This window comes from Streptomyces sp. NPDC003248, from assembly GCF_055563235.1.
In genome coordinates this window covers 88,526-110,072 of the sequence record NZ_JBVHDT010000018.1, presented here as the reverse complement: position 1 = coordinate 110,072, position 21,547 = coordinate 88,526, and the positions used below count along the sequence as shown (strand labels likewise).

The window sequence follows — 21,547 nt, the reverse complement described above, 5'->3', positions numbered from 1 at the left end:
ATGGCTACCGCATGGCCTCCTCCGGAACTCGCCGATGTCTTCGCCCAGCAGGGGATCTGGAGCGCCTGGTACGCCGGGACTCCGGAAGGTTTGGCGGACGCGTACCTGAACGCGCCCAACGACAGGCCCGCCGTTCGACGGAAGGGTTTCCTGGCCCGTCTGGGTCGGTGGTTCTGGGGACAACCCACTCCCATCGGGGAACGGCCCTCCAAACTCCACGTCCCGCTCGCGGGAGCCATCGCCGCCACCAGCGCCAACCTTCTCTTCGGGTCGCCGCTGAACCTCACGGCGGAGGACGAGGCGACCCAGGAGCGCCTGGACCAGCTCGCCGACGACACGACGTACGCCGTGCTGAGGGAAGCCGCCGAGATCTGTGCCGCCCTCGGAGGCGTGTACCTGCGGGTGGTCTGGGACCAGAGTGTCCAGGACAAGCCCTGGCTGGTCGCGGCCTCCCCCGACATCGCGGTCCCGGAGTGGAAGTGGGGCCGGCTGAGCGCCGTCACGTTCTGGAACGTCATCCGCGAGGACGCGAACACGGTCGTACGCCGGCTTGAGCGCCACGAGCCCGGCTGGATCCGGCACTCCGTCTGGGTCGGCTCCCAGAACGAGCTGGGCACCCAGATGGCCCTGACGGATTTCCCGGAGACGGCCGGTCTCGCGGATCTGGTGGTCGACGGTGACGGCGTCCCCACGGGCACGCTCAAGCTCACCGCGCAGTACGTGCCGAACCTCAAGCCGAACAAGCTCTGGCGCCATCTCCCCGCAGCCGCGCACCTCGGCCGCTCGGACTTCTCCGGCGTCGAGGCGCTGATGGACGCGCTGGACGAGGCCTACAGCGACTGGATGCGGGACCTGCGCACGGGCAAGGCCCGGCTGCTCGTCGGCACGGAGGTGCTCGACAACCTCGGCAAGGGCCAGGGCGGGTACTTCGACATCGACCGTGAGCTGTTCGCCCCGCTGAACCTCGCCCCCGGTGAGGACAGGGGCTCGGTCATCGAGCAGGTCCAGTTCAACATCCGCACGGAGGAGCATCGCGCGCTCTGTGCCGACCTGGCCGAGCGGATCATCCTCGGGGCCGGGTACAGCCTCCAGACCTTCGGGGTCACAAGCGAGGGCGGCGGCAACCCCACAGCAACGGAGATCGCGGCCCGGGAACGACAGTCGCTCACCACCAGGGCGAACAAGGCCAGCTACTGGCGACCCGCCCTGGTGCACCTTCTCGGGGTACTCCTGGAGATCGACCGGGCCGTCTTCGGGACCTCGGTGATTCCGGCGGAGCCGCACGTCGAGTTCCCTGACCTGGTCGCCCCGGATCCGGGTGAGACCGCTGAGCAGCTCGACCTGCTGAACCGCGCGGGAGCCATCTCCACCTTCGAGAAGGTCCGTCGGCTCAACCCGGACTGGCGTGAGGAGCAGGTCCTCGAAGAGGTCGCGCGGATCAAGACCGAGCAGGCCGAGGCCAAGCCGCAGCCTTCCCAGGCGCCCGCGAGGGCCCCGGAGCCCGCTGCGCGCCCCGGCAGGAGCCCCGAGGGTTCCGCACGTGAAGACGTCAGCGAGGCCCTGGCGGTCCGCTGAGCCCGCATGGGCAACCCCACCCGACAAGGGAGAGCACGACCATGGCGACACCCGCAGAGCCCGGCACGGGCGCGGAGAGCAGCACCACCCCGGAGGGCACGACATCTCCGGAAGGCACGACCCAGCCCGAGTCCGGCAAGGACGACAAGGGCACCAAGAGCAGCGAGACGAACTGGCAGGCCGAGGCCGAGAAGTGGAAGGCCCAGGCCCGCAAGCACGAGGACCGCTCGAAGACCACGAACTCCGAACTCCAGCGGCAGGCGGACCTGCTCGCCAAGCTCGCGCAGAAGGCGGGCATCGAGCTGGACGACGGCAAGGCCGACCCCGAGAAGCTCGCTCAGCAGCTCAGCGCGAGCCAGGACAAGGCCCGTCAGAGCGCCGTGGAGCTGGCCGTGTACCGCGCGGCCGGGAAGCACAGCGCCGACGCGGACGCCCTGCTGGACAGCCGGGGCTTCCTGAAGCAGGTAGACGGCCTGGACCCGGACTCCGAGGACTTCGCCGCGAAGGTCGGCGACGCCATCAAGGCAGCCGTCGAGTCGAACCCGAAGCTCAAGACCGCCCCCGCCCCTCCCGCTCGCAGCGGGACGGAGATGTCCGGGCGCGGTGAAGGAGCCCGCAAGCCCATCAACCTCGCCGACGCCGTCGCAGCACGGATGCGCGGCAACTGATCGAAGGAAGAACCCATGCCCGTCACCCTGAACGAGGCGAAGAACAACGCCACGGACGACATCGACGTCCAGGTGATCGACGAGTTCCGCAAGGAGAGCGCCGTCCTGGACGCGCTCACCTTCGACGACGTCGTGAACCCTGCCGGTGGCGGCGCGACCCTGACCTACGGCTACCGCCGGCTCGTCACCCAGCCCACCGCGGCCTTCCGTGCGCTCAACACCGAGTACACGCCCAGCGAGGTCCAGAGCCAGCGGTACAGCGTCGACCTGGCCGTCCTCGGTGGCAGCTTCGAGGTGGACCGCGTCATCGCCAAGATCGGTCCGGCTGCGTCCGGTGCCGTGGCGCTGAACATGGCCCAGAAGATCAAGGCGACCAAGACCCGTTTCCAGGACGCCGTCATCAACGGTGATGTCGTGGACGGCACGGACGCGGACGCCGCCAACGGCTTCGATGGTCTGAACAAGGCCCTCTCGGGCTCCAGCACGGAGTTCCGGCCCACCGAGGTCACCGACTGGTCCGACTTCGACACCAATCCGGCCTCGGCCCAGGTCGCCCTGGACGCGCTCGACGAGTGGCTGTCGCTGCTCGACGGCACGCCGACCATGGTCCTGGGCAACACCAAGGCCCTGGCCCGCGTGCGTGCCCTCGCCCGTCGGGCCGGCGTCTACACCCGGAACCCGGTGGAAGGCCTGATGGGCCCCGGTGGTCGTCCGATCGTCCGCGAGTCGTACGGCGACATCGTGTTCGTCGACCCGGGCGACAAGGCGGGCTCCTCGTCCCCGATCATCCCGATCGAGAGCCGCGACCCCGACAGCTCGACCTGGTCCCTGGAGGTCACCGGCTCCCCCACCGGCGGTACGTACACCGTCAGCGTGACCATCGCCGGGAACACCCAGACGACCTCGGGCATCGCCTACAACGCCTCGGCCGCCACCGTGCAGTCGGCCATCACCGCCCTCTCCAACGTGGGCTCGGGCAACGCCACCGTGACCGGCTCGGCCGTGAAGACCCTCACCTTCACCGGGGACCTGGTCGACGCGCCTGTGACCGTGACGGCTTCGGGCTCGGGCCTCACTGGCGGTACCTCGCCGGGCATCACGGTCGCCCAGACGGGAGACAGCGCGGTGTCGGGCCTGACCGACCTGTACGCGGTCCGCATGGGCCTGGACGGCTTCCACGGCGTCACGACCGTCGGTGGTCAGATCGTCTCCACCTACCTCCCGGACTTCACCACCGCCGGTGCTGTGAAGAAGGGCGAGGTCGAGATGGGCCCGATCGCCGTGGTCCTGAAGGCCACCAAGGCGGCGGCCGTGTTCCGCAACATCAAGGTCCAGTAGGTCCCGATGGCGTACGCGACGGAGGCAGAATTCGCCGCGTTCCTGGATCCCGACAGCCCGCCGGCTCACGCCCGAAGGCTGCTCGACACGGCCTCGGACCAGATCGACGAGCTGATCCGGTTCGCCGTGTACGAGGTCGACGCCGAAGGCGACCCGGTGTCCCCCAAGCTCGCCGACGCCCTGACGAAGGCGACGATCTACCAGGCCCAGTACCTGATGGCGACAGGAGACGAGACGGGGGCCAACGCCAACGTCTCCTCCATGTCGCAGGGCGGCCTGAGTATCGCCCGCTCCTTCGGCTCCGGCAGGACACCGAGGTACTCGGAGAACGCCATCGGGGCGCTGAGGGCTCAGGGGCTCCTGCCCGTCCGTCCTCGCACGCGCTGAGGGGGTGCCGTGGCGCTCCTCCTCTCCCCTCACGCGGTGACCGTGGTGAGGGCCCCCGAGGGCTTCGACGCCGAGGGGAACAGCAACACCGACTGGTCCAGCACTCAGCGGACCACCATCCAGGGCCAGGTGGAGCCCGCGGCCTCCTCGGAGAACCGCGACAACCGGGATCAGGTCGCGACGACCTACCTGGTCAGGCTCCCTCCGGGCACTGCGGTGGGCCCCAGGGACCGGCTGGAGTGGCGCGGCATGACCCTGGAGGTCACCGGAGACCCGCTCCCCTGGCTGGGCCTGGCAGCGCTGGACCACCTCCAGCTCACCGCCGTACGCATCCGGGGGTGAGCCGTGGACGGCATCAGCGGCATCCAGCTCGATGAGGGGGCCATCAAGGCCCTGACGCGGCACGAGACGGTCCAGGCGGCCGTCGAGGACACCGCAGAGCGCGGGCGGGACTTCGCCCGCTCCATCGCCCCCGTGGACACCGGGCGGTACCGGGACTCGATCGAGGTCCGCAAGGACGGCGACGGGGCGGAGATCGTCTCGGACGTCGACTACGCGGCCCACCTGGAGTACGGCACCCGGCACATGGAGGGCCAGCACATCTTCGGCCGGACGCTCGACTCCATGGTCAAGAGCGGCGGCACGTCATGACGAGAGGAACGACATGTCCGTCCAGGTGAAGGTCTCCTTCCCCCACAAGGACTGGCAGGGCAACCCCCACGAGGTGGGCGAGGTCTACTCGTGCTCCGAGCAGGAGGCCGACACCCGCGTCCGGGACGGCTTCGTGCGCCGCGTGGACGGGGCGACCCGGCAGCCGGCCGCGAGGGCCGAGTCCAAGCCCGCCAAGACCGAGCAGTCCCGCAAGGCCGCCGAGGACAAGGCCCCTTCCGCGTAGGAGGTCGCCGTGGCCCTCAGCGACGTGAAGGTCTTCCCGGACGCGGAGCTGATGGCCAGGAACTTCCTCGCCGAGTTCTTCGGCGACGAGGCGCACCTGTGCACCGTTCTGCCGGAGGACGCCCACTTCGACGAGCTGATCCAGAACAAGTCCGTGATCCGCGTGATGCGGATCGGCGGCTCCTGGCGCTTCCGCAGGTCCCTGGACGAACCGATGGTCGACATCGACGTCTGGGCCAGCTCCCTGGCCTCCGCCCGCTTCACCGCCAACCAGGCCCGTGCGGCCGTGGCGGACATGGCGGGAGACCAGCGCGACGGCGGCCTGTGCACCTACACCACCGAGATCTCCGGGCCCGGTAGACGCCCGGAGGACAACCCATCCGTCTACCGCATCGGCTTCACCGCCGGGCTCCTCGTGCGCCCCGCGTGACCGACTCTCTCCCGGGCCTGACCCGGACCATCACCCCCTGAAGGAGGGACCCATCATGGCTGACACCAGTGACGGCGTCCGGGTCGGATACGCGGGCAAGGCGTACATCGGTGCCGTCGGTGCCACCGTGCCCACCGACCTGACGTCTGCCTGGGACGCGGACGAGTGGTTCGACCTCGGCAAGGTCTCCGAGGACGGCCTCACCGAGGCGACCGACCAGGCCCGAGCCGAGTTCAAGGCGTGGGGCTACGACGCCCCCGTCCGGACCCAGCTCACGTCCAAGACCACCACCTTCCAGCTCACGTTCATCCAGACCAGCAACCCGCACGTCATGAGCCTGTACCACTCGGTGGCGCTGGACGACATGACCAGCACGGGCACCGGGGACGCGGCGTACACCTCGTTCTCCACCGGTCAGAACACCGAGCCGGACGTCCGCGCCCTGGGCCTGGACATCGTGGACGGCAACTTCCACACGCGGATCATCATCCCGCGCTGCGAGGTCACCGAGCGCGGCAACAAGGTCTACAAGGGCGACACCCTGGTCTCCTACCAGATGACCTTCACGGCGCTGACCGCCTCGGACGGCACCTCCGTCCACTACAAGATCGGCGGCCTCGTGGTCCCGGTCGTGACCCCGTGATCTGAGCGGCTCCGCTCACCCTGCACGACGAACCACACCCACCCTTCTTGGAGTCACCCATGCCCGAGTACCGGGACGACGAGTACGAGTACGACGAGCCGGAGGAGTTCGACGCTCCGGAGGACGAGGTCGACGACATCGACCTGGACGACGACTTCAGCGGGGCCGACCTGGCCAAGCGCGAGGCCACCAGGAAGCCGTACCGCTTCCGTGGAGCCCAGGGGACCGTGTACGAGATCCCCCACCCGGACCTGTGGTCCCTGCGGATGGAGATGGCCCTGAACGAGGGCGACGTCACCACGTGGGCGATGGGCGTCTTCGACGGTGACGCCGAGCTGGCCCAGGACTTCCTGGACGAGCCGAACTGGGTGATCCGTCCGGCCCTGAAGCGCGTCGGGGAGATCTTCGCCGAGACGGGGAAGCGGGGGGCGAACCGGGGGGAACGGCGGGCTTCCGCGCGCACGTCGCGGAGTTCTCGGACGAACTCGAAGCGTCGCTGATCGCGGAGTACGGCTGGGAAGCCGACCTCCTGAAGTTCTACCAGGGCGAGATGACGGTCCGGCGCCTTAAGGTGCTGATCAACGGCCTCCCCTCGGACTCGATGTACAAGTCCAAGGTCAGCGGCATCACGGACGGGCAGCAGTGGGGCCTTCGGGACTCGATGTTCGCCAACATCCACGACCTGCTGGTGGCCATCTTCGGCGTCCAGTACGTCGGGCTCACCCACAAGCAGCCCCCGAAGATCGCCACCTTCCCGCGTCCGGAGACAGCAGCGGATCTGGAGCGGAAGGCCGTAGAGGCCGAGAAGGACGCCAAGGCCGAGGAGTACCTCGAACTCCTCTCCAGCGGCGCCCTGGCGGGCCAGCAGGCCCCGCAGGCCTCCGACTGGGTCAGCGGCATCCCTGCCCACCGGCAGGAGCCGCCGAGCAGCACAGAGCAGCTTCCCGAGGCGGGAGGCGCGACTACCACCTGAAGAGGGGGCGGTCGTGGTCTCTGCCGGTTCTGTCTCGCTCCGTGTCCGGCCCGACACCTCGCAGTTCTTCGCGGACCTGTCGGCTCAGCTGAGGGCCCGTGGGACGTCTGCGGTCCAGGTCGCGGTTCAGATCGAGCGGTCCTCCCTGGCGCAGTTCCGTGCCCAGCTCGCGAACCTGACCCGGCGCGTGGTCGTGCCTGTGGCGGTCCAGATGGACCGCTCCTCGCTGGCCACCTACCGGGCCCAGGTCGCGAACCTCACGCGGGACCAGCAGGTCAACGTCGACGTCAACCTGCGGGGCGAGAACGAGGCCCATGCCCGCCTGGTCCGGCTCGCCCAGGACCGCAGGGCGAATATCCGGGTCGACGTCGACCAGGGGGCGGCCAGCACCATCGGCCGCATCACCTCGGCGGCCGGCTCGGCCATCGGCGCCATCGGGAGCCTCGCCTCGAAGGTGGCTCTCCTGGGGTCTGCCGCTCCGGCAGTGGGGGCCCTCGTCAACGTGGTCGCCGCCATTGCTCCGGCGGCGGCCCTCGCGGTTCCGGCGGTCGTCGCCCTCGGCTCGGCCGCCGGAGCCATCAAGCTCGGTACGTCCGGCCTGGGAGACGCCTTCAAGGAGGCGTTCGCTCCGGCCGCCTCCGGGGCCGCCAAGGCGGTCAGCGCTACCAACGCGGTGGCCGACGCCCAGCGCTCGCTGGGCCGGGCTCAGACCTCCCTGAAGCGCACAGCGCAGGACACCGCGCGTGCCATCTCGGACGCCCAGGAGCGCGTCAAGGACGCCCAGCAGGACGTCAAGGACGCCGAGATCCAGGCGGCCCGTGAGAGGCAGCGTGCGGCCCGCGCCGTCCAGGACGCCCAGCGGTCCCTGCGCAACGCCGTAGAGGACGCCGCAGAGGCCCAGAAGGAGGCGGCCAAGAAGGTCGCCGAGGCCGAACGGGACCTCCTGGACGTCAAGAAGGACGCCCTCCATGCGGAGGAGTCCCTCGCCGACGCTCGCAAACAGGCGGCCCAGGATCTCCTGGACCTCCAGGACCAGCTCACCCGATCCGCGCTGGAGGAGCGGGACGCACAGCTCGAACTCCAGCAGGCGCAGGAGGAGCTGGACAGGGTCAAGGCCCGTGGGGCTCTGGCCACCCAGCGCGAGCTGGACGAGGCCCAGCTCCGGTACGACCAGGCGGCCTTCTCCCTCAAGCAGCAGCAGGAGGGTCACAAGGCTCTCCAGCAGCAGGTGGAGGAGGCCAACAAGGCCGGGGTCGAAGGCTCCGACCGGGTCAAGGACGCCCAGGACAGGCTCTCCAAGGCCCAGCAGACGGTGGCCGACAAGGCCAAGGCCGTCAAGGACGCCGAGACCGACGCGGCCAAGGTCCGCCGGGACGCCGCCGAGTCGGTGGCGGACGCCCAGCAGAACCTGAAGGACGCCCAGCAGGCCCAGGCCGACGCTGCGGTGGAGGGTGCGCGCCGGATCAAGGACGCCCAGGACGCGGTCAAGGATGCCCAGCAGGGCGTGGCAGACGCCCAGGTGGCCGGGGCTCGGGCCATGGAGGACGCCCAGAACGCAGTCGCGGACGCCTCACGGGCCGTGGCGGAGGCTCAGCAGGCCCAGGCCCAGCAGACGGCCAAGCTCACGGAGAACTTCGCCAAGCTCAGCCCGAACGCCCAGTCGTTCGTCAACGCCGTGAAGGGCCTGAAGCCCGCCTGGGACGCCATGCAGCTCGGTGTCCAGGACCGTCTGTTCGCGGGCATCGGAAGCCGGCTCACGGACGTGGGCTCCCGGGTCATCCCGATCCTCCGGGGCGGTCTGGAGGGCACTGCCGGCGTCCTGAACCGAATGGCCAAGGGCGCCTTGGACGCGGTGAACAACCTGGCCAAGACCGGGATGCTCAAGCAGATCTTCGACGGGGCCGCCAAGTCCCTGTCGCCGCTGAGCCGGATCCCGGGCCAGATGGTCACGGCCTTCGGCCAGGTCGCCGTGGCGGCCCAGCCCGCCTTCCAGCGCATCACGGAGGGCGCGGCCGGAGCCGCGGACAAGGTCTTCGGCAAGCTCACCAAGGCGTTCGAGTCGGGCGCCATGGAGAAGGCCATCGACCAGGCGGTCACCCTGCTCGGCGACCTGATGGACGTCGCGGGGAACGTCTTCTCGATCCTCGGCGACATCTTCATGGCCGGGGAGGGCACCGGCGGCGGCACCATCGGGATGCTGAAGGAGATCACCGGGGCCATCTCGGAGATCACCTCAAGCCCCGAGGTCCAGGCCGGACTGAAGGCGCTCTTCTCCGTGATGGGGACGCTCGCCCAGCAGGTGGCGCCGCTCCTCGGTACGGCCCTGAAGTTCATCGGGCAGATCTTCGAGCAGCTCGGTCCCCCGATCGAGACGGTCGTGGTGGCCCTGGGCAACGCCCTGGCACCCGTGATGGACGCCCTGGGCCCGATCCTCGTAGTCGTCGCCCAGGTCCTCGGCCAGGTCCTGGAGGCCGTCGCGCCCCTGATCCCCGTGATCGGTGAACTGGTCGCCCTGGCGCTGGAGCCGCTGAAGCCCATCGTCCAGGTGGTGGGCCGGCTGATCGAGGCCCTGGCCCCGGTCGTGGTCATCCTGGCCGACGTACTGAGCAAGGCCCTGACTCCCATCCTGGGGATCGTCGGCGACATCCTGGTGGAGGTCGCCGAGACGGCAGCGACTCAGTTCCTCGCGATCCTGGAGCAGTTGCTCCCGGTCATCCCGGAGCTGATCCCGCCCCTGCTCAGCGTCGCCCAGTCCCTGGGCGAACTGCTCCTCGCCATCGCGCCGCTGCTGCCGCAGATGCTCATGCTGGGCACCCAGCTCCTCCTGGTGCTTCTCCCGGCGATCCTGCCGCTGCTGCCGCCGATCCTCCAGCTCGTCGACCTGCTCGTGAAGCTGGCCGTCTGGGCGATCAAGGAGATCGTCCTCCCTGCCATCCAGGGCCTGATCGACTTCGTGAAGGACATGGGGCGCAAGCTCCAGCCCTTCATCGACGCCGTCAGGCACGTCACCGAGTGGATCGCCGAGAAGTTCCAGTGGCTCTACGACAAGCTCGTCGGCCACTCGATCATCCCGGACCTGATCAAGAAGATCCGGGACTGGTTCGACACCGGCAAGCGGTGGATCAAGGAGATCTGGAACGCCGTCTGGGAGAACACGATCGGGCGGGCCATCTCGGCCGCCCAGACCGTGGCCGAGAAGGTGACGGGCTTCGCTCGTGGAGTCCGGGACCGCTTCAACGACGCCAAGCGCTGGGCCAGCGAGAAGTGGAACGGACTCTGGTCCGGCGTCTCCGGGACTGTCACCTCGATGCGCAAGACCGTCGAGGGCAAGGTCCGGGACTTCAAGGACGCGGTGGTCGGCTTCTTCGCGAAGGCGGTCAGCGGCGTCGAGACGGCTTGGGGCAAGCTCCAGGACGTCGCCAAGAAGCCCGTGAAGTTCCTGATCCAGACGGTCTTCAACGACGGCCTGCGTGCGGTCTGGAACGCAACCGCGGCCAAGCTCCCGGGCATCGGCAAGATCGACGAGATGAAGCTCCCCAAGGGCTTCGCCTCAGGTGGCATCCTCCCCGGCTACACGCCGGGACGGGACGTCCATCGCTTCGTCTCCCCCACGGGCGGCGTGCTCGATCTCTCCGGCGGCGAGAGCATCATGCGGCCGGAGGTCACCAAGGCGGTCGGCCGAGGGGGCATCCACGCTCTCAACGCGGCAGCCCGCCAGGGTGGCGTCGCAGGTGTCCAGTCCCTCCTGGCCGATGGCCTCCCGCACCGCGCCTTCTGGGGCGGCGGCATCTGGGACGACCTGACCGACAACCCCGTCACGAACGCCGTGAAGGAAGCCGTCGGCAAGGGTGCCGACCTGCTGGACAAGGGCGTCGACTGGGCCCGGGGCGGTGTCGGCGACCTGGCCGAGAAGGCGCTGAAGACCCTCCTCGGGGTCGAGTCCCTGACGGTCGACACGAAGAACCAGATCTGGTCCAAGCTCGTCGGCAACATCCCGGTGGTCCTAGCGGACAAGATGGTCGACTTCATCCGGGGCAAGGAGGCGGAAGCCGGGGGCTCAGGCTCCTGGATGAAGCCCGTCAACGCCGCCTACGGGACGAAGTTCGGGGTCAAGGGCCGCATGTGGTCCTCCGGGTACCACACGGGCCTGGACTTCCCCGCTGCCATCGGCACGGCGATCAGGGCCGTGGCCGCCGGTCGGGTCTCCTCCGTCGGCCGGACCGGTCCGTACGGCAACCATCTGTCCATCGACCACGGTGGCGGGCTCTCCTCGCTTTACGCCCACATGAGCCAGATCGTGGCGAAGGCGAAGGAGACGGTCTCGGCCGGCTCGCTCATCGGCAAGGTCGGGGCCACCGGCAACGTCACCGGCCCTCACCTCCACCTGGAGGCCCGGGTCAACGGGAAAGCCGTCGACCCGATGCCGTACCTCACCGGAGGCGGCAGCGCGCTGAACACGCCCGGCTCGGGTGTCCAGCGGTGGGCCGGGGTGGTCAAGCAGGCTCTGGGCCTGGTGGGCCAGCCCGAGAGCCTGGTGCAGACGACCTTGCGCCGGATGAACCAGGAGAGCGGCGGCAACCCGAGGGCCGTCAACCTTTGGGACTCCAACGCCAAGGCCGGGCATCCCTCGGTCGGCCTCATGCAGGTCATCGGCCCGACCTTCCGGGCGTACGCGGGGCGGTTCAAGAACAAGGGCCCGTTCCTCTACGGGACCTCGATCGACCCGCTCGCCAATGTGTACTCCTCCATGCGCTACGCCCTCTCGGCGTACGGCAGCCTCTCCCAGGCGTACAACCGCCCCGGCGGATACGACCAGGGCGGATGGCTGCCGCCGGGGATCACCCCGGTGGTCAACGAGACCGGTGTCCCCGAGGCGATCCTCAACCCGCAGCAGTGGGACGCCATGATCACGCTCGCCCAGAAGGTGAAGCGCGACCAGGCGGGCGGCCACCACATCACGGTGAACAACCCTCCGCAGCCCACCGCCGAAAAGCAGGTGGCGGACGTGCTGTACCGCATGCAACTCCTGGGGAGGTGAGCCGTGGCCCTGCTCGTCGGCGGCTCGAACACCCTCCCTACCGGACCCGGGGTACCGGATGTCCGAGCCACCACGGTGACCTGGACATCCTCCTCGGGACGGGTCACGTCGCTGTCCGACTTCGACGACCCGCAGTCCGGTGCCTTCGTCATGCCTGGCGTGGCGGGCACCGGACTGCCGGAATACACGTACTTCAGCGACCAGTCCCCTGCCTTCGACGGCTCGGTGGTCCGTGGGGTACGAGCCGGCCAGCGTCAGATCACGATCCCTCTGCACCTATGGGGACCGGACAGGCCCTCGTGCCTGACCCGGTACCACCGGCTGGTGCAGGATCTGAACCCGGCGTACGGGCCCGGCACCCTGACCTTCACAGAGTCGGACGGCTCGGCCCGGCACATCTCGGCGTACTACTCCGACGGTCTCACAGGGCAGGAGGACGACGACCGAACGGGCCGCCACTGGATGACGGCGGTACTTGTCTTCATCGCCCCGTCGCCGTACTGGCTCGGAGAAGACAAGACCCTGACCTTCCACGTCGGTGGCGGCTCGGGGACGTTCCTGCCGTTCTTGCCGTTGCAGGTCCGCGACTCCCAGGTCCTGGGAGCCGTCAAGATCCTCAACCTCGGCGAGGTCGACACCTACCCGGTGTGGACGATCAAGGGCCCGGCCACGGCCGCCACAATCACGAACACCACGACGGGCGAGAGCTTCACCCTGACCCGGACACTCTCCAGCTCAGACACGGCAGTCATCGACACCCGTGAAGGGGTCAAGGACGCCCGCCTGAACGGCTCGACCAACCTCTGGCCGAACCTCGGCTCCTCGCCCGTCCTGTGGTCGCTCAGGCCCGGCAGCAATGACGTGGGGCTGACAGTCACCGGCACGAGCGGAACCAGCTCGGTCCAGCTCACGTACACCTCGCGGTACCTCACGGCGTTCTGAGGGGGTGGGCATGTACGGTCCCCGCGACCTCCAGGTCTACGTCCGCAACTCCAGCCACCAGATCATCGGCCAGGTCGACGACTTCACCCAGGTCCAACTGGTCCTGCGGTACAACGCCGTCTCGAACTGGACCCTGGATGTCTCGGCGACGTCCCGGAACGCCTCCCTGCTCTCCCCGGGCTCGAACCCGAACGGCGGCCTGGTCTTCAAGTGCTACGGGACCACGCTCCTGTCCGGGCCGATCCATACCTTCGGGTACGCGGAGAACGAGGACGGGACGGCGAAGCTCACGCTGGCGGGCCCGGACGACACCCAGTACCTCGCGAACGCTCTGGTCTGGCCGGACCCCGCTCACGCGATCGACGCCCAGGCCGCCTCGTATTACGCGGTCACGGCCTCCACGTCGTCGACCGAGACCCTGATGAAGAACCTGGTGAACCTGAACCTGGGGCCCGGGGCCATCACGGAGCGCCGCAAGAGCGGCCTCACGGTGGAGACGTCGGCGAACCGGGGCATCACCGGGCAGTCCTTCAAGTACCGCTTCGAGCCCGTCCTGGAGGCCCTCACCGAGATAGCCCGCGGAGCCCCCATCGGGTCGCCTCCGGGGTATCTCGGCTTCCGTGTCCGGCAGAAGGACACCTCCGCCGGGATCGAGTTCCAGGTCTACACGACCACCGACCGCAAGAGCACGGCCACGTTCTCCAAGGGCCGCAACAACCTGATCTCCACCTCATACCAGGCCACCGCGCCGACCATGACGTACGCGATCCTCGGCGCTGGCCGGGAGGCCGTGGACGGATCCACCAACGCGGCCGTCGTGGCCAAGGAACTGTTCGGGTACAGCCGGGTCGACACCCAGCCTGTCTTCCCCGGTTTCCGGGTGGAGGGCTTCGTGGACGTCGGCGAGGTCGATCCTGCGGCGGCGGACGCTCAGGCGCAGCTCGACGAGAAGGGGCAGGACGCCCTGTACACGGGCGCCACGTCCATCTCGATCACGATGAAGCCGCAGGACACGCCCCAGCTCACCTACGGCAAGGACTTCTTCCTGGGCGACCAGGTCCAGGTCCTCGTGCCGTACGTGGACGCGGTGCAGGAGCAGGTCCGCGAGGTGGAGCTGACCTTCAACGCCAGCAGCGGCCTCACCACCGAGATCACCGTGGGCACCGAAGCCACGACCTCCCGCAAGACCTCCGGCTCCACCAAGCGGCTGAACACGCTCGCCGACATGGTCAAGAAGCTCAACACCCGAAAGTGAGGTCGGCGTGGCCTTCATCTCGTACCCCTTCAGCTCATCGCCCCTCGCCACCGAGGCCCAGTACGCCCTGACGGCCAGCCGCTGGGGCAACGACGGGGTCCACACCGACGACCTCACGAGCACTGCCCTGAAGGTCACGGCGAACGGCACGAGCAGCGTGTCCATCGCGGCCGGCTCAGCCTTCGTCAACGGTGCGACGGTCGAGAACGACGGCCCGTACTCCCTGCCGGTGGTCTCCAACTCCGGTGGCTCCTCGGCCCGCAAGGACCTCGTGGTCCTGCGGTACGACGCCTCCGCCGACTCGATCACGCCCGCGTACAAGACGGGCGGCACGAGCGCTCCCGGGGTCACGAACAGCCCTGGGACGGGCGTGGTGGAGATTCCGCTCGCCGAGTGCACCGTGGCCGCCGGCGCCTCGGTGGTCGCCTCCGGAGCCGTCGCAGACCGCCGCTGGGGAGTAGGCCGCCCGGTCGCCTACGGGACATCTGGGGCCCGCCGTCCGTCCCGCAAGGGACAGCTCTTGGTGGAGGGCAACGACATCTACCTCGGGGACGGCGTCGGCTGGAACTTCGTAGCCACGGCCGGGGACCCGTCGTACAAGACCTACACGCCGGTGTGGACTGCGGGATCGACCACGATCAACTGGGGCTCCGGCTCACAGAACATCGGCCGGTATCAGGTGATCGGCAAGACCTGCTTCGTCAAGATCCAGGTGATCCCTACCGGCAACCCTCCGGCGTACACCTCCGCGATCCAGGTGACGCTGCCCCTGGCGTGCCAGAACAAGTACCGTGAGCTGTTCAACTTCTGCTTCACGCAGGACCCGGCGAACGGCGGTCTGTCGGCTCTCGGAACGGCGATGACCTTCCCCACCGAGTCGACGGCGAAGATCGCTCGCATCCGCGTACCCGTCTCGGAGAACGCCTCGGGCTCCTCGGGCGACGTCAACTCGCGGAATTTCCTGACGAACTCGCCCTTCAACATCCGCGCCGCCGACGTGCTCACCATCACCGGCTCGTACGAACTGGCCTGACCCCGTCCGACCACGCACCCCCGAGGCGCTGCCTCCGGGGGCTTTTTCATGAGCGAAAGGAGGGGCCGTGCGGCATCTCTTCGGATTGTCGGCCGCTGACCTGGCCATGGAGAAGGTCGGGGACGAGGTCCGGCTTCGGGCCGGGGCCGTCGGTACGGTCTGGGACGCCCTGGTGGGCGGCTCCCAGCTCACCGACCTGACCGACCTGAGCGGCAACGCGATCACCCAGATCACCGCCGACACCGAGGCGGCCGTGGGCTTCTACGGCCCCGACGACGTCAGCACGGTCTACGCCGACTTCGGGTACTCCCGGCGGTTCCTGATGATGGCCGTCGACCTCGGCGAACAGATCGACGACCTGAACACGAACAAGCTGGATCTCACCGGCGGCACGATGCTCGGGCCGATCATCACCAGCGGCGCCCCGTCCGCCACGGGCGAGGCCGTGAACAAGGAGTACGTCGACTCCCAGGTCTCCTCCGGGGATACGGCCACCCTGAACTCCGCGTGGGCGTACACGGACACCAAGACGGACCTGAAGGTCTCCAAGGCGGGCGACACGATGACGGGGCCGCTCACGCTGCCCTCGAACCCGACCAGCCCCCTCCACGCGGCCACGAAGCAGTACGTGGACTCGGTGGCTGTCGGCGGCGCGGTCTCCTCGGTCAACGGCCAGACGGGCGCCGTGAACCTCACAGCGGCCAACGTCGGAGCCCTGGCCAGCACAGCCCGCGGATCCGCCAGCGGCGTGGCCTCCCTGGACGCGAGCACGAAGGTGCCGGCTTCCCAGCTCCCCGATCTCACGACCGTGTACCTGGCCTTCGAGGACCTCTGGGGCAACCAGTGGGGACCTGCCGACCAGGGACTGAAGGCGTGGACGTACGACCCGTCCCAGGCAGGATTCCAGTCCGCCCCGGTCGGCGGCTCGGTGTACCTGATGCGGGTCAAGCTCCGGCAGGCCACGGTGATCTCGAAGATCGTGATGATGACCGTGGCGGCCGGCTCGGGCCTCACCGCCAACCAGAACTACGCCGGGCTCTACACCGCGAGCGGCACCCGGGTGGGCGTCACGGCCAGCCAGGCGAGCGCCTGGACCACGGCGAACAACACGCTCTCGATGGCGCTCACGGCCTCGTACAGCGCACCGGCCGGGGACTACTACGTGGCCTTCGTCGCCAACGGAACCACCCGGCCCGGCTTCGTCTGCGCCACCACGCTCGGCGCGACCCGGACCCCCGGCAACGCCAACCTCTCCTCCGGCGGCTACCGGTACTGCATCGGCGCCACGGGCCAGACCTCGCTGCCCAGCAGCCTCAGCATCGCCTCAGCCACCCCGGACGCGAACGCGTACTGGGTCGGCCTGGCCTGATCCGAAGGGAGCACCCCTGTGGCGCTGCCCGCCAACTTGAGCACGGTGACGGTCTTCGGCCGGTACATCGACTTCACCGGCACCCCCATGCAGGGCACGGTGACCTTCACCCCGAGCCAGAAGTACGTCACCGATCCCACGGCGGACGTCCTGATCTTCTCCGCTCCGCTGGTGGCGAATCTGGACGCGGACGGCGCCTTCTCCATCGAGGTCCCGGCGACCGATGACCCGGACGTCACACCGCAGGGCTTCACGTGGCAGGTCGTCGAGTCCTTCAACCGGAAGTCCGGGCGGACATTCTCGATCGCGGTCCCCCAGGACACTCCGGAGCCGGGCATCGACCTGGTGACGGTGGCGCCCGTCCTTCCGGCGGACAACGTCTCGTACATCGTCACCTCGATCGACGGTGAGACGGGAACGGTCGACCTCACGGGGAAGTACGCCCCACTGGGTGAGGACGGCAAAGTCCCGGTCGAGAACCTCCCGTCGATAAGCAGCGGCGTCGCCTCGGTCAACGGTGCCTCCGGAATCGTCTCCCTGGGAGCCGAGGACGTGGACGCTCTGCCGATCCTCGGCGGCACGATGCAGGGCCCCCTGAACCTTCAGGCGGACCCGACGGACCCGACCCAGGCCAGCACCAAGGCGTACGTCGATACGGCCGTCAGCGGGCTCCTGAGCGCCTCCGGCGGAACGGTCTCGGGCAACCTCTCGGTTGCTGGCCGGCTCACTACGAACGGCTTCCCGGTCCCGATGCTGCCCCGGCAAGGACGCCTGCCCGCACGCCGTAAGGCCACCTGGTCGCAGATCTTCCAGTCGGGGCACGGCTGGGTTCCGGGCGGCTCCGGGGTGACCTCCTCGAACGCCAACGACGGCACGGACTACGTCAAGGGCACTCAGTCCGTGAGGGTCACCACGAACGGCACAGGGCTCCAGTCGAACATCCGCAGGACCGGGATGACGCCCATGGACCTCACCGGCAAGATGATCCGGCTGATCTTCAAGGTCGACGACGTCACCAACCTGGACCGGATCGTCTTCTACCTCGGCACCTCGAACCTGGCGAACTACTTCCAGTTCAACTTCCACACCCGAAGCGCCACCGCCTCCACGAACTACGTCCAGAGCGGCGAGTGGGTCACGGTCCACATCTCGTGGGCCGATGTAGGCGGCGCGTCGGGCACCTACTCGATCAACTCGAACGGGACGCCCAGCACCACCACAGGCTTCACGGACATGTCCTTCGCGCTGTACGACAAGGCGTCCACGAGCGGCCTGACCTTCCACCTCCAGGCCGTGGAGGTCGTGCCGGACACCACCACGACCTTCCCCAACGGCGTCGTGTCGATCACCTTCGACGACTCCTGGCAGAGCGTGTACGACCTGGCCCGGCCCAAGATGGACGCCCTCGGCTTCGCCGGAACGATCTACAACATCGTGGAGTACATCGGCTCCGGTCCCACGAGGCTCACCCTGCCGGAGATGCGAAGCCTCCAGAACTTCTCCGGCTGGGAGATGGGCGGCCACAGCTACTCGGCGGCCAACCACGGCGTGGGCTTCCAGGCCTTGTCCTCCAGCGTGGTGGCCAGGGACTTCCAGCTCATGAGGGCCTGGCTCGTGGACAAGGGCTTCACCAGCGAGCACTTCGCGTACCCCCACGGGGCCTTCGGCCTGACCTCGGACGGCGTCCCGGTGGACCAGCTCGCGGCCCAGTACTTCACCTCGGCCCGGTCGATCATTTCGGAGACGATCGAGACCTTCGCCCCGGCGATGCCCTTCCGGCTCAAGTCGCCGACGGGGATCAACGACGGCACGGGGCTGGGCGGCATCCCGCTGACGAGCATGACGAACGTCGGCGGCAAGCTCGACCGCTGCGCGAACAACGGCGACTGGCTGATCCTCGCCATGCACGACATCAAGCCCACGCTGGGTGCCGTCACTGACGCCACCCACATCAGCCAGGCGGGCTTCAACACGCTGATGGACGCCATCGCGGCCCGGGGGATCCCCGTGCTGCCGGTGGGCGACGTCCTCCGGTACTACAGCTAGGAGGGCCCATGCTCCAGGACATCGACCTCAGGTACAGCAAGGGCGGCGCGCTGACCTCGGGGAAGTCGCTCTCCCTGACCAGTTCCTTCACGGGCGGCGAGAACACCTCCGACTCCACGAGCCGGATCAACCTCTTCTCGTATCAGCGAGCCCAACACCTGGCCGCCGACGGGACGACGTACGCCCACTTCGGCGAGGTGCTGCGGATCTACTCCCGCAAGCACAACTCCAAACAGATGATCGCCTGGTACGGGCCCACGGCGTACGACGGGAACGGCGATCCCTCCACAGCGGACACCGCCTGGTTCTGGATGGGAGCGCACTACGACCCGAACGACCCGGGCCCGGCCCACGGCCACTGGTCGGTGGAGTCCCCGGACCTGAACGGCGACCTCCAGACCCGCTTCGAGATCCGAATCTGGGACCCCACCACCGGGGTCTTCGGCATGAACCGCACGATCGCCAAGTTCAACGCCGCCGATGTCGTGGTGGCGCAGGACAACGGTGCGCTGTACATGGCCGCCAGCGCCGGAACGAACAAGAACCTGTACTTCACCAACGACTCCACCGTGGTCAGCGATGCCAGCTCCACGGGGAAGCGCTGGGGTATCCAGGCCAACGGCACCTCGGAGGCCGGGGCCAACGTCGGCACGGACTTCCAGATCAACCGGTACAACGACTCCGGACTGTTCACCGACGCGGCGCTGTTCATCAAGCGCTCCACCGGCCAGGTCGGCATCGGAGCCGTCATCTCGCCGCTGGCCAAGCTCGACGTCTCGGCGGCCGGCTCATACCACACGGTCCAGTCGACCCAGACGACCACGAGCAGCGTCGTGTACGCCGCGTATTCCGGCATCCTCGGCCTGGCAACGAACAAGCTGTTCGACGGACGCGTGAGCGGCGACGCCAACGGGCGTCTGGTCGTCTATGGCGACGGTAAGCACGAGTGGGGCGATGGCGCCAACAGCCGGGACACGAACCTGTACCGGGGCAGCGCAGACACCCTCCAGACGGACGACTCGTTCGTAGTCGGCGTTACCCTGCGGGCCCCGACGATTCAGGGCTCCATTTCGTCCGGCGGCACGATGACCCTGCGCTCCACGAGCAACGCCGCCAAGGGCACAATCAACATCGGTGCCTCCCAGTGGAACGACGGCACGAACGTCCTGCTGTTGGGCAACACCACGGCGGCCCCGTCCTCCAACCCCACCGGTGGCGGATACCTGTACGTGGAGGCGGGCTCGCTCAAGTACCGGGGCTCGTCCGGCGACATCTTCGACACCACCAAGCGGGCTGTCACCGGCTCGCGCGGCGCCAACGCGGCCCTGGCCAGCCTCCTCACGGCCCTCGCCTCGGCCGGTTTGATCACTGACTCCACGACTGCCTAGGAGCGTCATGTCCTTCAACAACGGCCTCGGCTTGACGTCCTCGCCCGGGATGTCCTACCCGCTGTACCGCTTCAATCTCGAAGGAACGACCGGAGGCAATCCGTGGTCGAGCTACTTCGTGGTCAGCAACTACACCGGTACGAGCATCGGCAACGAAGACCTGCTCGGCGCCATCAAGGACACCGTCGCCGCGCTCCCGAATGTCACGTCGGTCCAGGTCGTCGAGTACGACCAGGTCACCGAGGACGTCACCAGCTCGCTCTGAACCCCTCTCGAACCACACCCCTGGAGCACGTCATGCAGATGACCCCCGAGCAGCTCGTGGAGGAGTACCGGGACACCGTCCTGGAGCTGCACCTCACCCGGCGCCGTATGGCCGTCCTGGAGGCCGAGAACGCCTCCCTCCGGGCCCAGCTCGCCGAGTCCACCGAGCCGGCCAGCTCCCCCGAGAGCTGACCCTAAGCCCCGGTCTCGGGGAGTTCCTGGGTGTGGTTCGCCCTGGGGCCGGGTCTTTTTAGAATCTCATCGCCCCTGTAGCACAGGGACGGTTACCGTCCATCCATGGACGATGCGCTCTCGTTTGAGAGCTTCCTCGAAGGTGCCCGCAAGGCCGCTCACAAGGCCATGGAAGCCCATGGACGCGGCGAGTACGACAACTTCGCCCTCCAGGGCGGTATCGCCATCGAGAAGCTCGCCAAGGCCGTGCTGGTCTCGAAGAACCCCGTGTACCTCCTGGACATGAACAAGGGGAACCACGACCTACTCCTCTACTTCGGCGGCCACCTCGACATGGATGCGAACAAGGTCCGCACGGTCGGGGCAACCGACTCGATCAAGCGGCTTCGTAAGCTAGGGGTGCTGCCTCCGAGCGAGAAGCTCGACGAACTGATCGAACTGCGGAATGGCACCGCTCACGCCAGCAGCGGCGAGGGGGCCAAGTCCATGATTCCGCCGCTGGCCAAGAACGTCGCCACCCTGCTGGCGGAGGTTGGCGTCGCCATCGACAGATTTTGGGGGCGCTGGGAGAGCACTGTGAGCGCGGCTCTTGATCGACGAAAGAGCGAGATCGAGCGAGACGTACAGATCCGGATAGCGCAGGCAAAGCATCACTACGACGATCGGTTCTCGGATCTTCCTGATCACCTTCACCGGCGTCTCGTGGTCAAGCAGTTCAGCCGGATCAACGTCTCGGTGTCCGAGACGGAGGCTGGCATCTGGATCGAAGGGGAGAACGTCTGCCCCGCCTGCGATTGCGTAGCCGACGTACTCGCCGTGGGGCAGAGCGCCGGGGAGGCGTCGCCCGTCAGCGTGTTCGCGCTGAAATGCCACCTGTGCCGCCTACAACTGGCCACACGAGAGGAACTCGCAGCCGCTGGGATGGATCTTGAAACCGTTGACGAGCGACTTGCAGCACGAGCTGCCCGTTACCTCGGCGGATCCGAGATCTCAAACGTCGCGTTCCGGCGCAAGGTTGCGCAATTCCTCCACTCCGACCTTGACGACTGGGAGTGACCTTCGGGCCCTCCCCCCACCATGGCTTCCCCCTCAATCCGATCGCCCCTGTAGTA

Annotated in this window: 21 protein-coding genes; all 21 read left to right on the top strand. The window is 68.2% G+C overall.

Annotated features, from left to right (window positions below):
- The 21 genes from ACZ3KJ_RS31080 to ACZ3KJ_RS30980 all read left to right on the top strand — a co-directional run bounded on the left by ACZ3KJ_RS31080 (position 1) and on the right by ACZ3KJ_RS30980 (position 21,491).
- Positions 1-1,575 (top strand): phage portal protein, encoded by a 1,575-nt coding sequence (locus ACZ3KJ_RS31080; protein WP_467531856.1) that lies wholly within the window; start codon positions 1-3, stop codon positions 1,573-1,575.
- 41 nt (positions 1,576-1,616) lie between these two features.
- Positions 1,617-2,243 carry a hypothetical protein gene (locus ACZ3KJ_RS31075; RefSeq protein WP_467531855.1) on the top strand — a complete coding sequence of 209 codons (627 nt, stop codon included), beginning with the start codon at positions 1,617-1,619 and terminating at the stop codon, positions 2,241-2,243.
- 15 nt (positions 2,244-2,258) lie between these two features.
- On the top strand, positions 2,259-3,581 hold the full coding sequence (locus ACZ3KJ_RS31070; protein WP_467531854.1) for a major capsid protein: 1,323 nt from the start codon (positions 2,259-2,261) through the stop codon (positions 3,579-3,581).
- 6 nt (positions 3,582-3,587) lie between these two features.
- Positions 3,588-3,968: a hypothetical protein gene (locus tag ACZ3KJ_RS31065; RefSeq protein ID WP_467531853.1), complete on the top strand. Its 381-nt coding sequence runs from the start codon at positions 3,588-3,590 to the stop codon at positions 3,966-3,968.
- A gap of 36 nt (positions 3,969-4,004) precedes the next feature.
- Complete coding sequence (locus tag ACZ3KJ_RS31060) at positions 4,005-4,310, top strand: head-tail adaptor protein (protein ID WP_467531851.1); 306 nt, start codon at positions 4,005-4,007, stop codon at positions 4,308-4,310.
- A 3-nt stretch (positions 4,311-4,313) separates the two neighbouring features.
- The gene (locus ACZ3KJ_RS31055; RefSeq protein WP_467531850.1) at positions 4,314-4,619 is read left to right on the top strand and encodes an HK97-gp10 family putative phage morphogenesis protein; all 306 of its coding nucleotides are present in this window, start codon (positions 4,314-4,316) and stop codon (positions 4,617-4,619) included.
- Between the two features lie 13 nt (positions 4,620-4,632).
- Complete coding sequence (locus ACZ3KJ_RS31050) at positions 4,633-4,863, top strand: hypothetical protein (protein ID WP_467531849.1); 231 nt, start codon at positions 4,633-4,635, stop codon at positions 4,861-4,863.
- Between the two features lie 9 nt (positions 4,864-4,872).
- Entirely contained in the window at positions 4,873-5,292 is a 420-nt protein-coding gene (locus tag ACZ3KJ_RS31045; RefSeq protein WP_467531848.1) for a phage tail termination protein, read from the top strand.
- A 55-nt stretch (positions 5,293-5,347) separates the two neighbouring features.
- Positions 5,348-5,935 (top strand): phage tail tube protein, encoded by a 588-nt coding sequence (locus tag ACZ3KJ_RS31040; protein ID WP_467531846.1) that lies wholly within the window; start codon positions 5,348-5,350, stop codon positions 5,933-5,935.
- 59 nt (positions 5,936-5,994) lie between these two features.
- Positions 5,995-6,435 carry a hypothetical protein gene (locus tag ACZ3KJ_RS31035; RefSeq protein WP_467531845.1) on the top strand — a complete coding sequence of 147 codons (441 nt, stop codon included), beginning with the start codon at positions 5,995-5,997 and terminating at the stop codon, positions 6,433-6,435.
- A 50-nt stretch (positions 6,436-6,485) separates the two neighbouring features.
- Positions 6,486-6,908 (top strand): hypothetical protein, encoded by a 423-nt coding sequence (locus ACZ3KJ_RS31030; RefSeq protein WP_467531844.1) that lies wholly within the window; start codon positions 6,486-6,488, stop codon positions 6,906-6,908.
- A 13-nt stretch (positions 6,909-6,921) separates the two neighbouring features.
- Entirely contained in the window at positions 6,922-11,946 is a 5,025-nt protein-coding gene (locus ACZ3KJ_RS31025; protein WP_467531842.1) for a peptidoglycan DD-metalloendopeptidase family protein, read from the top strand.
- A gap of 75 nt (positions 11,947-12,021) precedes the next feature.
- Positions 12,022-12,888 (top strand): phage distal tail protein, encoded by an 867-nt coding sequence (locus tag ACZ3KJ_RS31020; RefSeq protein WP_467531841.1) that lies wholly within the window; start codon positions 12,022-12,024, stop codon positions 12,886-12,888.
- Between the two features lie 10 nt (positions 12,889-12,898).
- Positions 12,899-14,143 (top strand): siphovirus ReqiPepy6 Gp37-like family protein, encoded by a 1,245-nt coding sequence (locus ACZ3KJ_RS31015; protein ID WP_467531839.1) that lies wholly within the window; start codon positions 12,899-12,901, stop codon positions 14,141-14,143.
- A 7-nt stretch (positions 14,144-14,150) separates the two neighbouring features.
- Positions 14,151-15,176: a hypothetical protein gene (locus ACZ3KJ_RS31010; protein WP_467531837.1), complete on the top strand. Its 1,026-nt coding sequence runs from the start codon at positions 14,151-14,153 to the stop codon at positions 15,174-15,176.
- A gap of 67 nt (positions 15,177-15,243) precedes the next feature.
- Complete coding sequence (locus ACZ3KJ_RS31005) at positions 15,244-16,545, top strand: hypothetical protein (protein ID WP_467531835.1); 1,302 nt, start codon at positions 15,244-15,246, stop codon at positions 16,543-16,545.
- Positions 16,546-16,563: 18 nt separating this feature from the next.
- Positions 16,564-18,591 carry a polysaccharide deacetylase family protein gene (locus ACZ3KJ_RS31000; RefSeq protein ID WP_467531833.1) on the top strand — a complete coding sequence of 676 codons (2,028 nt, stop codon included), beginning with the start codon at positions 16,564-16,566 and terminating at the stop codon, positions 18,589-18,591.
- A gap of 8 nt (positions 18,592-18,599) precedes the next feature.
- Positions 18,600-19,979, top strand: coding sequence for a hypothetical protein (locus ACZ3KJ_RS30995; RefSeq protein WP_467531831.1), 1,380 nt, complete (start codon positions 18,600-18,602; stop codon positions 19,977-19,979).
- Positions 19,980-19,986: 7 nt separating this feature from the next.
- A complete protein-coding gene (locus ACZ3KJ_RS30990) occupies positions 19,987-20,244 on the top strand; it encodes a hypothetical protein (protein ID WP_467531830.1) in 258 nt (85 codons plus the stop codon).
- 32 nt (positions 20,245-20,276) lie between these two features.
- Positions 20,277-20,435 (top strand): hypothetical protein, encoded by a 159-nt coding sequence (locus tag ACZ3KJ_RS30985; RefSeq protein ID WP_467531828.1) that lies wholly within the window; start codon positions 20,277-20,279, stop codon positions 20,433-20,435.
- A gap of 105 nt (positions 20,436-20,540) precedes the next feature.
- Positions 20,541-21,491 carry a hypothetical protein gene (locus tag ACZ3KJ_RS30980; protein WP_467531826.1) on the top strand — a complete coding sequence of 317 codons (951 nt, stop codon included), beginning with the start codon at positions 20,541-20,543 and terminating at the stop codon, positions 21,489-21,491.
- The last annotated feature ends 56 nt before the right edge of the window (positions 21,492-21,547 follow it).

Excerpts from the sequence above, each read along its gene's own strand:
- ACZ3KJ_RS31015 (WP_467531839.1), top strand. The coding sequence starts at position 12,899 with ATGTACGGTCCCCGCGACCTCCAGGTCTACGTCCGCAACTCCAGCCAC.
- ACZ3KJ_RS31070 (WP_467531854.1), top strand. The coding sequence starts at position 2,259 with ATGCCCGTCACCCTGAACGAGGCGAAGAACAACGCCACGGACGACATC.
- ACZ3KJ_RS31065 (WP_467531853.1), top strand. The coding sequence starts at position 3,588 with ATGGCGTACGCGACGGAGGCAGAATTCGCCGCGTTCCTGGATCCCGAC.
- ACZ3KJ_RS31050 (WP_467531849.1), top strand. The coding sequence starts at position 4,633 with ATGTCCGTCCAGGTGAAGGTCTCCTTCCCCCACAAGGACTGGCAGGGC.
- ACZ3KJ_RS31075 (WP_467531855.1), top strand. The coding sequence starts at position 1,617 with ATGGCGACACCCGCAGAGCCCGGCACGGGCGCGGAGAGCAGCACCACC.
- ACZ3KJ_RS30980 (WP_467531826.1), top strand. The coding sequence starts at position 20,541 with ATGGACGATGCGCTCTCGTTTGAGAGCTTCCTCGAAGGTGCCCGCAAG.
- ACZ3KJ_RS30995 (WP_467531831.1), top strand. The coding sequence starts at position 18,600 with ATGCTCCAGGACATCGACCTCAGGTACAGCAAGGGCGGCGCGCTGACC.
- ACZ3KJ_RS30985 (WP_467531828.1), top strand. The coding sequence starts at position 20,277 with ATGCAGATGACCCCCGAGCAGCTCGTGGAGGAGTACCGGGACACCGTC.
- ACZ3KJ_RS31040 (WP_467531846.1), top strand. The coding sequence starts at position 5,348 with ATGGCTGACACCAGTGACGGCGTCCGGGTCGGATACGCGGGCAAGGCG.
- ACZ3KJ_RS31035 (WP_467531845.1), top strand. The coding sequence starts at position 5,995 with ATGCCCGAGTACCGGGACGACGAGTACGAGTACGACGAGCCGGAGGAG.
- ACZ3KJ_RS30990 (WP_467531830.1), top strand. The coding sequence starts at position 19,987 with ATGTCCTTCAACAACGGCCTCGGCTTGACGTCCTCGCCCGGGATGTCC.
- ACZ3KJ_RS31080 (WP_467531856.1), top strand. The coding sequence starts at position 1 with ATGGCTACCGCATGGCCTCCTCCGGAACTCGCCGATGTCTTCGCCCAG.
- ACZ3KJ_RS31030 (WP_467531844.1), top strand. The coding sequence starts at position 6,486 with ATGACGGTCCGGCGCCTTAAGGTGCTGATCAACGGCCTCCCCTCGGAC.